The sequence below is a fragment of the Acidovorax sp. Root267 genome (assembly GCF_001429215.1).
GTDB lineage: Bacteria > Pseudomonadota > Gammaproteobacteria > Burkholderiales > Burkholderiaceae_C > Acidovorax > Acidovorax radicis.
On sequence record NZ_LMJC01000034.1, the window covers coordinates 112,959 to 126,683 of the forward strand.

Below are 13,725 nucleotides of genomic sequence, written 5' to 3' on the forward strand. Positions count from 1 at the left end.
CTGCCTGAAGCCGAATGCGGCGACGGCTTCCTACACTGCCCCATCGCTTGACGGATGTCAGCCCCGAACGGGCTGGCAGGTTCGCCCAGCACCCTGTTTGCCAGACCCTCCCATTCTTTCCCGATGACTGCCACCGCCACCCGCACCGCCGCCGACGCACCGCCCCGCCGCTACACGCGCACCGCCATGCTTTTGCACTGGGTGCTGGGCCTGGCGCTGATCGGGCTGTTTGGCGTGGGCATCTACATGACGGGCCTGCCGTTTTCGCCGCAGCGGCTCAAGCTCTACAACTGGCACAAATGGGCGGGTGTCACCCTCCTCGTGCTGTCGGTGCTGCGCCTGCTGTGGCGCGCCACGCACCGGCCCCCGGCCTTGCCGCCAGCCATCGAAAAGGCCATGCCGGGCTGGCAAAAGCTGGCGCACCACGCCACGCACGGGCTGCTCTATGCGCTTTTTTTTGCCGTGCCGCTGATTGGCTGGGCCTACAGCTCGGCCGCTGGGTTCCCCATCGTGTTCCTGGGCCTCTGGCAGCTGCCCGACTTCGTACCCGTGAGCAAGGAACTGGCCGAGGCCATCAAACCCTGGCACCAGATCACCGCATTTGCGATGGCGGGCCTGGTGGTGCTGCACATCGCGGGCGCGCTCAAGCACCAGATCGTGGACCGCGACGGCCTGCTCTCGCGGATGCTGCCTGGTAGATGAGGCCCCCCCCTCTGAACCGCTTCGCGTCCTCCCCTTCTCCTGCGGGAGGGGGACGCACCCGGTGGCCCGGCAAAGCCGGTTCCACGGATGCACTGGCGGATGCGCACCTGTCATGCACCAGCTGACCGCCCCACCTTCTCTTTTCTGTCTTTTGAACGGAGTTTTCGAATGAACCTGTCTTCTTCCACCCTGTCCCGCATCGTGCTGGGCGCCGCCCTTGCCATGGGCGCCCAGGCCGCCCTGGCCCAGCAACAACTGGTGCCCGCCCAAAGCGAAGTGCAGTTCACCGCGCGCCAGATGGGTGTGCCGCTGGACGGCCACTTCAAGACGTTCAGCGCCCAGGTGGCGTTTGACCCGGCCAAGCTGGCAACCAGCAAGATCGCGCTCACGGTCGATACCGGCAGCGCCACGCTGGGATCGCGCGAGACCGATGCCGAGCTGCCCAAGCCCACCTGGTTCAACGTGCCCAAGTTCCCGCAGGCGCAGTTCGAATCGTCCAGCATCAAGGCGCTGGGCGGTGGCAAGTTCGAGGTGGCGGGCAAGCTCACCATCAAGGGCAACGCGCAGAACGTGGTCGTGCCCGTGGCCCTCGTCCAGAGCGGCGCCACCACCACGGCCACCGGCACGCTGCCCATCAAGCGCCTGGCGTTCAAGATCGGCGAGAACGAGTGGGCCGATACCTCGATGGTGGCCGACGACGTGACGGTCAAGTTCAAGCTCGCGCTGACTGGGGTGGCCAAGCTTTAGCACCCGAGTCCCCGCCCACCAGCGTTTCACTCGTTTTTGTTTTCGGTTTCGTTCCGCGTTTTTCCTCTGTCGTCTCTATTCAGGAGTATTCACCCATGCGCAAGTCCCTGTTCTCCCTGCTCGTCGTGGCCGCTGCCACCGCCATGACCGCCGGTGCGGCCCAGGCCGCCAACTACGCCATCGACCCCACACACACCTTTGTGACGTTCGAGATTGGCCACTTCGGCGCCACCACCAACCGCGCCCGCTTCGACAAGAAGCAAGGCACGGTGGAGTTCGACCGCGCAGCCAAGAATGGCAAGGTGGACATCACCATCGACACCACTTCGGTGAACTCGGGCACGCCTCCCTTTGACAAGCACCTGCAAAGCGCCGACCTGTTCGATGCCGCCAAGCACCCCACCATCAAGTTCGTGTCCGACAAGTTCAGCTTCAACGGCGACAAGGTCAGCGAAGTGACCGGCCAGCTCACGCTGCTGGGCAAGACCGCCCCCGTGACGCTGAAGGCCACGCAGTTCAACTGCTACGACAGCCCCATGCTCAAGCGCGAAGTGTGCGGCGGCGACTTTGAAACGACCATCGACCGCACCCAGTGGGGCATGAACTACGGCGTGGAATGGGGCTTCCCCAAGAACGTACGCCTGGTGGTGCAGATCGAAGCCGTGAAGCAGTGAAGCAGTGAAGCAGTAAAGCCGCACAGCGCAAAGGCAGCAGGGGATGCGCGGCGCCCCCTGCCCCTCAGTGCAAGAACAAGAAGCCACCCGCAGCAGCGATGCTGCAGGTGGCTTTTTCTTTGGCAGTCCGTTACGTCCCCTGCGGATGCAGCGCATGCCACAGATCAGTCAAAAATTAACTTAACGTAAATCAATTACGAATAGTAGAATTGCAAAACCAATTCGAGGAGACTCTGCATGAACGCTGTCCTGAAGAACCCTGACCTGGCCACGCTTCCCCCGCCGGCCGCCATCCAGCAGTTGCACCACTACGCCTACAAGGCGCGTGATGCCGAGGAGACGCGCCAGTTCTACGAGGACATCCTGGGCCTGCCGCTGTACCACATCATCCAGAGCGACTACGTGCCCAGCACGGGTGAATACTGCCCTTACACGCACTTCTTCTTTCGCCTGCGGGACGGCTCGTTCATCGCCTTCTTCGACCTGGGCGACGACGTGAAGGCCGAGCCTTCGCCCAACACTCCGCTGTGGGTCAACCACATTGCTTTCCGCGTGGACACCGTGCAAGAGCTGGAGAACACCAAGAAGCGCCTGGAGGCCCACGGCATCGAGGTGCTGGGTGTGACGGACCACCACATCTTCCACAGCATCTATTTCTTCGACCCGAACGGCATCCGCCTCGAACTGTCGGCCCAGCTGGCGGACGAAGCACAGATGGCCAAGGACAGCACCGTGGCCCACGCCCGCCTGAACGAGTGGACGGCGCGCAAGCAGCAGTGGCGCAAGGAGCGCGCCGAAGGCAAGGCGGTAGAGCCGCTCAAGCCGCAGCAGAATGATCGGCCGGAGTTTGCGCAGCCGTAAGAACCTGCGTCGGGGGCCACGGGGTTCCCGGCAAAGAGGCTGGCGTGAAATTGTCGGGTGCCAATCCGCCAAAGAATTGAAAAAATAGCCACCAGCGCTTTTCTGTATTGATTTTTTAGCTATCAATACAGAAGCAACCTCACCCTCAGACGCAGGGGAGATGGCCAGGCACCTCCCTCGTGCGGATCATGCTTCCTGTTGCTGTTGTGCCCGCATGATCTGGTGGCGCTGCCAGTAGTGGCCCACCGTGGCGTTGAAGGAGTCTTTTTCCTTCTTCAGGCCAGCCAGTTTGATCTTGCTGGTCTTGGCGCCCAGGCCCAGGGCATTTTTCTCGGGGTGGGTCACGATCAACGCGTTGCCAAAGCTGCTCTCTTTGTATTCGAGCGCCTTCACCGCATCCCAGAACACGGTGGTCTCGTCGGCGCTCGTGCGGATGCCCTCGATGCTGACCTCTACGGTGTTGTCCCCCTTGAGCGCAAACACCACGGGTGGAAAGTAGCGCAGCACCAGTGCGCGCTCTTCATCGGTGGCGGGCTCGTAGCGGTAGGCAAGGCTGCGCTCGTGGTCTTGCGCGAACTGCTGCTCGTAGTCGCTCCACAGGCGCTGCTCGATCGCATCGGCCGTCAGGATCTCCTGCACCCAGGTGGCGGCAGGCGCACGCACGGCGATGGCGCCGTAGTCCTGCTCTTTCAGCGCCATGCCCACGTTGCGCAGGCGCTCTGGCATCGCGGGGTGCGTGTCAAAGGGGTGCGGCACATTAGCCGTTTTCATGGCGTCCAGAAAATCATCGGAGGCCGCATAGGGTGCCAGCCCCTGTGCCACAAAGCGGGCGATGCCCAGCGTGGTGTCGTCGTGCCGCTCATTGCGGCCAAACAGCTCAGTCTCGATCTTGTAGCGGTACTGCGCGTAGGCCGCGATCTTCACCAGCGACTGCGCAATGGCCGCAGGCGAAATGAGCTTGGCGGCCAGCCGGTCGGCCTTGAACTCACGCTCGCGGCTGTCGCGCGCCAGCGCGATCTCAAAGATCATCCGATACAGGTCCAGCAGCGGCGAGACCATGACCGTGAGCCCGCCCGTGCGCATGGCGTGCCGGTAGTGGTCGTACTGCACGAGCTTGGGGCCCAGCCGGGCGCTGCTCTGGGTATCGCCGCCACGCAGGTGGGCCAGCTCATGGCCGAACACGGCATCGGCTTCGGCCTGGTCCAGGATGCGCAGCAGGGGCAAGCTGACAAACAGCGTGCGGCCTGTGAGCGTCTGGTTGCCCACTGTGAGCGGCGCCTCGGTCACGAAAAAATTGGCGTCGATGCCGGCCACGATGTGCTGGGGCGGCTCGGTCTTGAGGCGCTGGGCCATGTGGCGGATGCGCTTCCACAGCAGGGGTGCATCGTCTTCGGACACCAGTTCGCCCACGGCCTGGTTGCTGGACTCCACCCGTTTGAAGATGCCCCTCACCGCCACCAGCACGCCCGCCGACACCACAAAACCCACGAGAAGCACGAGCTTGGGCGAATACTTGTGAAAGAAGAATGCCGTCACCCAGAACGACAGCCACACTGCCATCGCCCCTTGCACCAGCAGCGCGGCGGCGCTGGCATAGGTGGTCAAGCGCCAGCCGGTCACAAAGCTGGTGTACTGCAGCGTGCGGTCGGCAAAGGCCAGTGCGCCCAGGCCCAGCACGGCCAGCAGCAGCACGCCGCCGGCCACCAGGGTCCAGAACGACACCAGGCGTGCCATGTGGAACTGCCACACGTCGGAGTAGCGCTCGCACAGGGCTTCGCGGTAGTCCTGAGCCTCGGGCGAGGTGTTGTCGCAAATGGTGGAGGGTGGGTTGCTGCGGTAGTAGTCCTTGCGCGCCTGCTTCTCGGCGGGAGGCATGCCCTTTTCGGCGTCGATGCGCTGGCTGATGCCGGCCACAAAGCTCGCGTCCTGGTCGTGCTGGGCGTAGAGGGTGAACCCATAGGTCACCGCAGGGATGAGGAAAAGCGCCAGCAGCGCATAGACAAAGACCTTGGCCAGGCCCACGCGGAGTGCGGATTGAAGATTCATGAATGGGACCGATTGGTTGTATGTTTCATGACTTGCGCAAAACAAGGCTCAAGCAAGCGGATCACCCCAAGGCGAGGTGGCTGTTGCATCCCGATTTGCGGAAGTCTTATGTTTTTTGACCCGGATAAACGCATGGAGCCACGCCCCTCCTCTCCAGGGGCTCTCTCTCGCTCCACCGGGCGGGATTATCAAGACGCCACAGCGGGCCGGTCCAGCGACAAGGTAACAATTGGCGAGAAATGCCCGACAGGCGGGATGTGGGTGGGATGCGAGCGCGAGGGGAAGAACGTCTAACGCCGGTCGGCACTCCCGTAAAATGCCCGGTCAACCCTCTTGACCGTTGAGGCGCGCCCCGTGCCTGCCTCCACCTTCTGCCAAACCCCATGAGCACGCCCCAAGCACAACCCGGCCTCGACAGCCTGTCCAAGTCTTTTGAACCTGCCGCCCTGGAAGCCCACTGGGGCCCCGAATGGGAACGCCGTGGCTACGGCGTCGCGGGGTTCCGGGGCACCGGCGCCGCCCAGGCGGGCGAGCCAGCGTTTTCCATCCAGCTGCCGCCCCCCAACGTCACGGGCACGCTGCACATGGGCCATGCGTTCAACCAGACGATCATGGATAGCCTCACGCGCTACCACCGCATGCGTGGCTTCAACACGGTGTGGGTGCCGGGCACCGACCACGCGGGCATCGCCACGCAGATCGTGGTGGAGCGCCAGCTGCAAGAACAAGGCATCAGCCGCTACGACATGGGCCCCACCCCGCCCGAGGCGCGCAAAAACTTTGTGAGCAAGGTGTGGGAGTGGAAGGAAAAGTCGGGCAACACCATCACCACGCAGATGCGCCGCATGGGCGACAGCGTGGACTGGAGCCGTGAATACTTCACCATGGACGACAAGCTCTCCAAGGTGGTGACCGACACCTTCGTGAAGCTGTACGAGCAGGGCCTGATCTACCGCGGCAAGCGCCTGGTGAACTGGGACCCGAAGCTGCAATCCGCCGTGTCCGACCTGGAAGTCGAGAGCGAAGAAAAAGACGGCTCGCTGTGGCACATCGCCTACCCGCTGGCCGATGGATCGGGCAGCCTGACGGTGGCCACCACCCGGCCTGAGACCATGCTGGGCGACGTGGCCCTGATGGTGCACCCGGAGGACGCGCGCTACACCCACCTCATCGGCAAGATGGTGAACCTGCCGCTGTGCGACCGCCAGATCCCCATCATTGCCGATGACTACGTGGACAAGGAGTTCGGCACTGGGGTGGTCAAGGTCACCCCCGCGCACGACCAGAACGACTACGCCGTGGGCCAGCGCCACAAGCTGCCGATGATCGTGGTGCTGACGCTGCAGGCCACCATCAACGAAAACGCACCCGCCAAATACCAGGGGATGGACCGCTTCGTGGCCCGCAAGGCCGTGGTGGCCGACCTCGAAGCCATCGGCGCGCTGGTCGAGGTGAAGAAGCACAAGCTCATGGTGCCGATCTGCACCCGCACCGGCCAGGTGATCGAGCCCATGCTGACCGACCAGTGGTTCGTGGCCATGAGCAAGGTGAGCGACCAGGACCCCACCGGCAAGAGCATCGCGCAAAAGGCCATCGACGCGGTGGCCACGGGCGAGGTGACCTTCGTGCCCGAGAACTGGGTGAACACCTACAACCAGTGGATGAACAACATCCAGGACTGGTGCATCAGCCGCCAGCTGTGGTGGGGCCACCAGATCCCTGCCTGGTACGACGAAGACGGCAACGTGATCGTGGCCCGCACGGAAGCCGAGGCCCAGGCCAAGGCGCCCGGCAAGACGCTGCGCCGCGATGAAGACGTGCTCGACACCTGGTACTCGTCGGCCCTCGTGCCCTTCAGCACCATGGGCTGGCCTGAACAAGGCGACGCGCCCACCGACGACTTCAACCTGTACCTGCCCAGCACCGTACTGGTGACGGGCTACGACATCATCTTCTTCTGGGTCGCCCGGATGATCATGATGACCACGCACTTCACCGGCCGCGTGCCGTTCAAGCACGTGTACATCCACGGCCTGGTGCGCGACGCGCAGGGCAAGAAGATGAGCAAGTCCGAAGGCAACGTGCTCGACCCGGTGGACCTGATCGACGGCATCTCGCTGGAGCCACTGCTGGACAAGCGCACTACCGGCCTGCGCAAGCCCGAGACCGCACCCACCGTGCGCAAGAATACGCAAAAGGAATTTCCCGAGGGAATCCCGGCCTACGGCGCCGATGCGCTGCGCTTTACCTTTGCGGCGCTGGCCAGCCTGGGCCGCAGCATCAACTTCGACAGCAAGCGCTGCGAAGGCTACCGCAACTTCTGCAACAAGCTCTGGAACGCCAGCCGCTTTGTGCTGATGAACTGCGAAGGCCAGGACTGCGGCTTGAAGGAGCACACCAAGGAAGAGTGCCAGCCCGGCGGCCCGGCCCACGGCTACATGCACTTCAGCCAGGCCGACCGCTGGATCTCGTCGCTGCTGCAAAAGACCGAGGCCGAAGTGGCCAAGGGCTTTGCCGAGTACCGCCTGGACAACGTGGCCAACACGATCTACGACTTTGTCTGGAACGAGTACTGCGACTGGTACCTGGAGATCGCCAAGGTGCAGATCCAGAACGGCACCGAAGCCGAGCAGCGCGCCACGCGCCGCACGCTGATCCGCACACTGGAAGCCATCCTGCGCCTGGCCCACCCGATCATCCCGTTCATCACCGAAGCGCTGTGGCAGACGGTGGCACCCGTGGCAGGCATCCCTGGCGAGTCGGTCAGCATTGCCCGCTACCCCGAAGCCCAAGCCGCCAAGATCGACGAGGCTTCCATCGCCCACATGGGCCGTGTGAAGGGTCTTGTGGACGCCTGCCGCGCGCTGCGCGGCGAGATGAATGTCTCGCCCTCCACCCGTCTGCCGCTGTACACCGTGGGCGACACCGACTTCATGCGCGGCGTGGCACCCGTGCTGCAGGCCTTGGCCAAGCTCAGCGAAGTCAAGGTGTTCGAGGACGAAACCGCCTGGGCCGCCGCCGCCCAGGCTGCGCCCGTGGCCGTGGTGGGCGAAGCCCGCCTAGCGCTGTACATGGAAATCGACGTGGCCGCCGAGAAGGCCCGCCTGTCCAAGGAAATCGCCCGCATCGACGGTGAGATCACCAAGGCCAACAACAAGCTCTCCAACGAAGCGTTCGTGGCCAAGGCCCCCCCTGCCGTGATCGACCAGGAAAAGAAGCGCATCGCCGACTTTGGCGCCACGCTGGCCCGCCTGCGCGACCAGCTGGCACGCCTGGGCTGAAAGGCCGGGCAGCCTCTGGCCTGACACTTGCATATCCAAGACGACCACACAACACCCCGAACCCCGCCTTCAAGGAGCCCCATGACTGTTGCCACCACCGTCCGCAAAGCCGTTTTCCCCGTCGCTGGCCTGGGCACCCGTTTTCTGCCCGCCACCAAGGCGTCTCCGAAGGAAATGCTGCCCGTGGTCGACAAGCCGCTGATCCAGTACGCCGTGGAAGAAGCCTACGCCGCTGGCATCCGCCACATGATCTTCGTGACCGGCCGCAGCAAGCGCGCCATCGAAGACCATTTCGACACGGCGTATGAGCTGGAGGCCGAACTCGAAGCCGCCGGCAAGAAGGAACTGCTGGCGCTGGTGCGCTCCATCCAGCCCGACGACATGGACTGCGCGTTCGTGCGCCAGCCCCGCTCGCTGGGCCTGGGCCACGCCGTGCTGTGCGCCGAGCCGCTGGTGGGCAAGGAGCCGTTCGCCGTGCTGCTGGCCGACGACCTGATGGTGGGCCCCCCCGGCGGCCAGCCTGTGCTGGCCCAGATGGCCACCGCCTTCCGCCAGCAAGGCCGCTCGGTCATCGCGGTGCAGGAAGTGCCGGAAGACCAGGTCCACAAATACGGCATCGTGGCCGGCGAGCCCGCTGGCGGCCCGCTGATCCGCATTGAACGCATCGTCGAAAAGCCCAAGGCCGATGTCGCCCCCTCGCGCATGGGTGTGGCCGGCCGCTACATCCTCACGCCCGGCGTGTTCGACGAGATCCGCAACCAGCCACGCGGCGTGGGCGGCGAAATCCAGCTCACCGACGGCATCGCCCGCCTGATGCAACACGAAGCCGTGTACGCCTTTCAATACGAAGGCAAGCGCTACGACTGCGGCAGCAAGGAAGGGTTTCTGGAAGCGACGGTGGAGCTGGCTTTGCAACACCCGCAGGTGGGCGCGCAGTTCCGGGAATATCTGAAGACCTTGGCGCTGTAAGCCACAGTCCGAAATCACATTGGAAGCGCCTCAAACGCTTCCAAATTAATAGCTGCCAGCGCTTATCCAGAAAGCGCTGGCAGCTATTTTTACATCTAACGACGGCGCAGGATGTGGATGTATTCCTCGCCCACCGTCTGCTGCTCCACCAGCTCGTTGCCCGTCTGTTTGGCAAACGCCTGAAAATCCCGCAGCGACCCGCCATCGGTGGCCACCACCTTCAGCAACTGGCCGCTGGCCATGTCGGACAGCGCCTTCTTGGCCTTGAGGATGGGCAAGGGGCAGTTCAGGCCCCGGGTGTCGATTTCTTTGTGAATGTCCATGGTCGTCAATCCTTTGGCGGCCGCGGTGGTTGCTCGTCCAGGCCACGCCGCCGTTCTGCATTTTCTTCGGCGGTAAAAAACACGGGCTCATGCCCCCGCGTGCGCAACCAGTCGGCCAGCGCGTAGCCCGTGCCCGCAGGCCAGCATTTGAGGTCCGCCAGATCGTACAGCCGGTAGTCCACCAGCTCGGGCGACAGTTGGACCCGCCCCGTGGCCACCACATGGTAGGCAATGATGATCTGGTTCATGCGCAGGAACTCGTAGGCCCCCACGAGCGATGTGGACTGCACATCGAGGTTGGTTTCTTCCTTCACCTCGCGCGCAATGCCCTCCTGGGGCGACTCGCCCGCCTCCATGAAGCCGGTGATCAGCGCAAACATCTTGCCCGGCCAGGCCGCATTGCGCGCCAGCAGCACCTTGCCGTCGATCTCCACGATGGCGGCCAGCACGGGCGTGGGGTTGTTCCAGTGCGTCCAGCCGCAGGCGGGGCAGCGCAGCCGCTCCTTGTCGCCCCCATCTTCGGCCAGGGTGATCGGCTGCAGCGCGGTACCGCAGTGGGTGCAGTGGCGGACTTCGTAGTGCATGGTAATACTATTATTTTTATAGCTACTAGCGCTTACCCTTCAAGCGCTAGCAGCCAATTTGATTCAAATTCTCGAACCCGGCAGCCGGTGGCAACCCATCACGCCGGAAACACGCCGGTAGACAAGTAACGGTCGCCCCGGTCGCACACCACAAACACGATGGTGGCATTGCTGTCGCGCGCGGCAATCTGCTGCGCCACCCAGCACGCGCCCGCAGCCGAGATGCCCGCAAAGATGCCCTCTTCGCGCGCCAGGCGGCGGCACATGTCTTCGGCGCTGTCCTGGTTCACGTACACCAGCTCGTCCACCGTGCTCGCGTCATAAATCTTGGGCAGGTACTCTTGCGGCCACTTGCGGATGCCCGGAATGCGCGATCCCTCTTCAGGCTGCGCGCCGATGATCTGGATGGCCGGGTTCTTCTCCTTGAGGAACCGCGACACCCCCGTGATCGTGCCCGTGGTGCCCATCGCGCTCACAAAGTGGGTGATGCGCCCGCCGGTCTGCTCCCAGATCTCGGGGCCGGTGGTCTCGTAGTGGATGCGCGGGTTATCGGGGTTGGCGAACTGGTCCAGCACCTTGCCCTCGCCGCGCTTTTGCATGGCCTCGGCCAGGTCACGGGCATGCTCCATGCCGCCGCTCTTGGGCGTGAGCACCAGTTCCGCGCCAAAGGCCTTCATGGTTTGCGCGCGCTCGATGGAAAGGTCTTCAGGCATCACCAGCACCATGCGGTAGCCCTTGATCGCCGCCGCCATCGCAAGCGCAATGCCGGTGTTGCCCGACGTGGCTTCGATGAGCGTGTCGCCGGGCCGGATGTCGCCCCGCTCCTCCGCGCGCCGAATCATCGACAGCGCGGGCCTGTCCTTGACCGAACCCGCCGGATTGTTGCCCTCCAGCTTGCCCAGCACCACATTGCCCCGCGCCGTGTTGTCCTGGGCCCCAATGCGCTGCAGCGCCACCAGCGGTGTGTTACCAACCGCGTCTTCAATCGTCGGATATTTCATGCGCCCTACTGTGCCATAATTTGGGGCTTCACGAATTCCAGCCCGGGTGGTGAAATTGGTAGACGCAGGGGACTCAAAATCCCCCGCCGCAAGGCGTGCCGGTTCGATTCCGGCCCCGGGCACCACGAACAAGTCCGTAAGAGCGCAGGCTCTTGCGGACTTTTTTTTGCGCCTTTGAAATCAGCACCTTAGCTGTCCGTGCCCGCCAAGACCCATCCACCCCCGTCCGGAATTTTGGGGGGCATATCTGGGGGCACATTGATATGTTCCCGGTGCCCACAGCCGGTACCTCTGCGATACCGATCGCCTTGTCGTGGCAGATGCCATCGCCGTGCCCCGCTCAATCCTTGAGAACCACCCCCAGGGCAGCTAGCTTTTCCGCATACGAATCCCTGCGCTTCGCTGCTTTGGCCGCCGTATCGACAGCCGCCTGAATGGCTTTTGGGCCCTTGGCGCCCACAGCCTTGATGAGGCCCTGCTTGTGGGCGGCGTCTGCCTGCGCCCTTTTGAAAGTGGCGATCAGCTCGGCATGGGCAACAGGTTGATTCACAGGGGATTTCCATTTTCTAAAGCGCCATTTTCAGCGCATTTTTTGGGGATCTGCGAGGCCGATAGCCACCGGCACACAGAATCCAACAAGCCCCTGCCCCGGGTGCATTTCTACGCCCGCAATCTGGCGTAGAAATCTCTCAGCCCCCAGCGTGACGCCGAGCCTGTAGGCCGTGGCACGGCTCCTGCAGTCCACTCGCCGTTCAGCGGTTTGCCTCGCTTCTCAACTTGCGCAACTGCTCCTCGGCAGCTTCAAGCTCTGCCCGGAGCACCCGGACTTCCTTCTCCAGCCTTTCAATATTCGCCGCGCGGCCCGGGTCGACCGCGAGCGGCTGACAGCTCGCTTGCAGCGCCCCCAGTTGGTCCGCCAGCTGCCGGCGTAGCAGCATCTGTCCCTTGGACCGGGCGACTTCCATGCGTTTTTCGACGTCGGCCTTTTCTGCAGTGCACGCAGTGTGGTTCTCCACCGGATTCGCGGGCTGTGCGATGGCGGAACCTGTCACGGTTATCGCGATGACCAACGTGCAACAACCGCTGAAATGCATACAAGTAAGTACCTGAGGGAATGAGGGCTGAGCATGACAGCAATTCGCGCTGGCGACCAAGATGCGGAGCGCGAGAATTTTCAGGCGTCACAGGAGCCCCCAGAACAAGGCCACGCCGCTTCAGCGGCAGTGCAGCCTTTTGTTTGTCTTTCTATCCTCCAGCGCTCACTGCGCCGCCAGCACTAGAAAGTCCTGCTCATACCCCTTCACCGAATGCACGGCCTTCAACCGCTGTACTGCCGTCATCGCGTTGTGCACGCGCGAATAGCCTTCGCAACCTTCTTCCACCAGCGTCTGTGCATAGCGCTGGTAGGCCGCGTCGGGCGATGCATTGAAGCGGGCGAGGTAGCCACGCAGCAGGCTGCGGGCCTGGTCGGTGTTGGTGCGGTCTTCGGCGATTCTCTGCAGCACCTGAACCAGGTCTTTCTGGCGGCGCAGGCGTTCGGCATAGGTGCGTTGCGGGTCAAACGATGACTGGGCGACAAAAGCGCGCAGTGCAGCTTTTTGCGGCTCGTCCAGGGTTCCGTAAAAGGTTTCTGCGCGTGACAGGAGCTGTTTGAAGCGCTGCTCACGCAGTTTTTCGGGGGTCACGTCGACCCATTCCTTTTTCCAGTCGGCATTGCTGCTGGCCTGTTTCTTTTGCAGGTTGCGGACCTGGGCATCGGTGAGTTGGGCTGCCAGCCACACCAGCTTGGGCTCGGCCTGGGTGACCACCTTGTCGATCTGGGCGCGCACATCGTCATAGGTGCGGCAGGCCTGGTCGGGCGATATGGCTGACGGCAGTTGTTGCTGCACTTTCTGCAGCAGCTCGGCATGCCGGGGCAGCATGGTGTCGCGGTGCCATTGGTGCAGGTCGCCCAGTTCGTCGCGCACGCGCTCGGTTTGGATTTCTGAGAGATCGAGGTAGCTGTTCAGCTGCCAGTAGGCCAGTTGCGGCACCTGGTTGTAGGCCAGCTTGACGGCACTGCAGCCTTGCATCAGCAGGCCACATGCCGCCAGGGTGGCAACACACAGTGCTTTGCGAATGGGGGACGGTGCGCGCACAGAAGCTCCTCGTGAATGAAGGACGGCAAGAGAGGCAGGATAGGGCCAACGCGGCGCGGGGAAACTTGCGGGGCGCAATACCCCGGCGGCTGCGCGAGGATTGACCGCAGCCCCGGCGCTAAAAGGTGGCCCGCGCGGGCGCCTTGCCGTCAGTGGCGCTCTGTGGCGCCGTAGAGGCTAGTTGTCCTGTCGGCGGATCAGTTGCCGGCCGCTGGCCGTGATGGCCAACTCGCCGCCGGAACCCTTGGTGATGAAGCCCCACTCCAGCAGGCGACCGGACACATGGTCCTTGATGGCATGGGGCAGCGTGATGACTTGGCCCATTTCGAGTTGTTTCAGGGTCTCGATCTCGTCCACGGTGGGGTCGAAATGCGGGGCATGGTAGGTGGTCATGGGGTC

General features: G+C 63.5%; 14 protein-coding genes and 1 tRNA gene. 7 read left to right on the forward strand and 8 right to left on the reverse strand.

The features are described 5' to 3' along the window. Positions 1 to 123: 123 nt before the first annotated feature. The 4 genes from ASE39_RS25050 to ASE39_RS25065 all read left to right on the forward strand — a co-directional run bounded on the left by ASE39_RS25050 (position 124) and on the right by ASE39_RS25065 (position 2,984). Positions 124 to 702: a cytochrome b gene (locus tag ASE39_RS25050; protein WP_010459864.1), complete on the forward strand. Its 579-nt coding sequence runs from the start codon at positions 124 to 126 to the stop codon at positions 700 to 702. Between the two features lie 168 nt (positions 703 to 870). Further along, positions 871 to 1,449: a YceI family protein gene (locus tag ASE39_RS25055; RefSeq protein ID WP_057272907.1), complete on the forward strand. Its 579-nt coding sequence runs from the start codon at positions 871 to 873 to the stop codon at positions 1,447 to 1,449. Between the two features lie 95 nt (positions 1,450 to 1,544). After that, positions 1,545 to 2,123 (forward strand): YceI family protein, encoded by a 579-nt coding sequence (locus ASE39_RS25060; protein WP_057272908.1) that lies wholly within the window; start codon positions 1,545 to 1,547, stop codon positions 2,121 to 2,123. 237 nt (positions 2,124 to 2,360) lie between these two features. Then, positions 2,361 to 2,984, forward strand: a complete 624-nt coding sequence (locus ASE39_RS25065; protein WP_010459870.1) for a VOC family protein — start codon at positions 2,361 to 2,363, stop codon at positions 2,982 to 2,984. A 186-nt stretch (positions 2,985 to 3,170) separates the two neighbouring features. Here the strand turns inward: ASE39_RS25065 and ASE39_RS25070 are convergent, their stop codons facing one another. After that, on the reverse strand, positions 3,171 to 5,030 hold the full coding sequence (locus tag ASE39_RS25070) for a M48 family metallopeptidase (protein ID WP_057272909.1): 1,860 nt from the start codon (positions 5,028 to 5,030) through the stop codon (positions 3,171 to 3,173). 383 nt (positions 5,031 to 5,413) lie between these two features. Here ASE39_RS25070 and ASE39_RS25075 point away from each other — a divergent pair, with 383 nt between their 5' ends. Further along, entirely contained in the window at positions 5,414 to 8,311 is a 2,898-nt protein-coding gene (locus ASE39_RS25075; RefSeq protein ID WP_057272910.1) for a valine--tRNA ligase, read from the forward strand. Positions 8,312 to 8,392: 81 nt separating this feature from the next. Next, positions 8,393 to 9,280, forward strand: coding sequence for a UTP--glucose-1-phosphate uridylyltransferase GalU (galU, locus tag ASE39_RS25080; protein ID WP_055401640.1), 888 nt, complete (start codon positions 8,393 to 8,395; stop codon positions 9,278 to 9,280). A 95-nt stretch (positions 9,281 to 9,375) separates the two neighbouring features. Here galU and ASE39_RS25085 read toward each other — a convergent pair whose 3' ends face one another. From ASE39_RS25085 to cysM, 3 genes are all read right to left on the reverse strand, one after another. Beyond that, positions 9,376 to 9,603 carry a sulfurtransferase TusA family protein gene (locus ASE39_RS25085; protein ID WP_010459874.1) on the reverse strand — a complete coding sequence of 76 codons (228 nt, stop codon included), beginning with the start codon at positions 9,601 to 9,603 and terminating at the stop codon, positions 9,376 to 9,378. Positions 9,604 to 9,608: 5 nt separating this feature from the next. Continuing rightward, positions 9,609 to 10,187, reverse strand: a complete 579-nt coding sequence (locus ASE39_RS25090; protein WP_057272911.1) for an NUDIX domain-containing protein — start codon at positions 10,185 to 10,187, stop codon at positions 9,609 to 9,611. A gap of 98 nt (positions 10,188 to 10,285) precedes the next feature. After that, positions 10,286 to 11,188 carry a cysteine synthase CysM gene (gene cysM / locus ASE39_RS25095; RefSeq protein WP_057225410.1) on the reverse strand — a complete coding sequence of 301 codons (903 nt, stop codon included), beginning with the start codon at positions 11,186 to 11,188 and terminating at the stop codon, positions 10,286 to 10,288. 40 nt (positions 11,189 to 11,228) lie between these two features. Here cysM and ASE39_RS25100 point away from each other — a divergent pair. Next, a tRNA-Leu gene (locus tag ASE39_RS25100) sits at positions 11,229 to 11,313 on the forward strand. Positions 11,314 to 11,528: 215 nt separating this feature from the next. Here ASE39_RS25100 and ASE39_RS25105 read toward each other — a convergent pair. The 4 genes from ASE39_RS25105 to ASE39_RS25120 form a co-directional block, all read right to left on the reverse strand. Next, the gene (locus ASE39_RS25105; protein ID WP_010459877.1) at positions 11,529 to 11,738 is read right to left on the reverse strand and encodes a hypothetical protein; all 210 of its coding nucleotides are present in this window, start codon (positions 11,736 to 11,738) and stop codon (positions 11,529 to 11,531) included. 202 nt (positions 11,739 to 11,940) lie between these two features. Further along, positions 11,941 to 12,282 (reverse strand): DUF1090 family protein, encoded by a 342-nt coding sequence (locus ASE39_RS25110; RefSeq protein WP_082615576.1) that lies wholly within the window; start codon positions 12,280 to 12,282, stop codon positions 11,941 to 11,943. 165 nt (positions 12,283 to 12,447) lie between these two features. Continuing rightward, the gene (locus ASE39_RS25115; RefSeq protein ID WP_057272912.1) at positions 12,448 to 13,326 is read right to left on the reverse strand and encodes a DUF6279 family lipoprotein; all 879 of its coding nucleotides are present in this window, start codon (positions 13,324 to 13,326) and stop codon (positions 12,448 to 12,450) included. Positions 13,327 to 13,503: 177 nt separating this feature from the next. Next, the gene (locus tag ASE39_RS25120; protein ID WP_010459881.1) at positions 13,504 to 13,719 is read right to left on the reverse strand and encodes a hypothetical protein; all 216 of its coding nucleotides are present in this window, start codon (positions 13,717 to 13,719) and stop codon (positions 13,504 to 13,506) included. Positions 13,720 to 13,725: the final 6 nt, after the last annotated feature.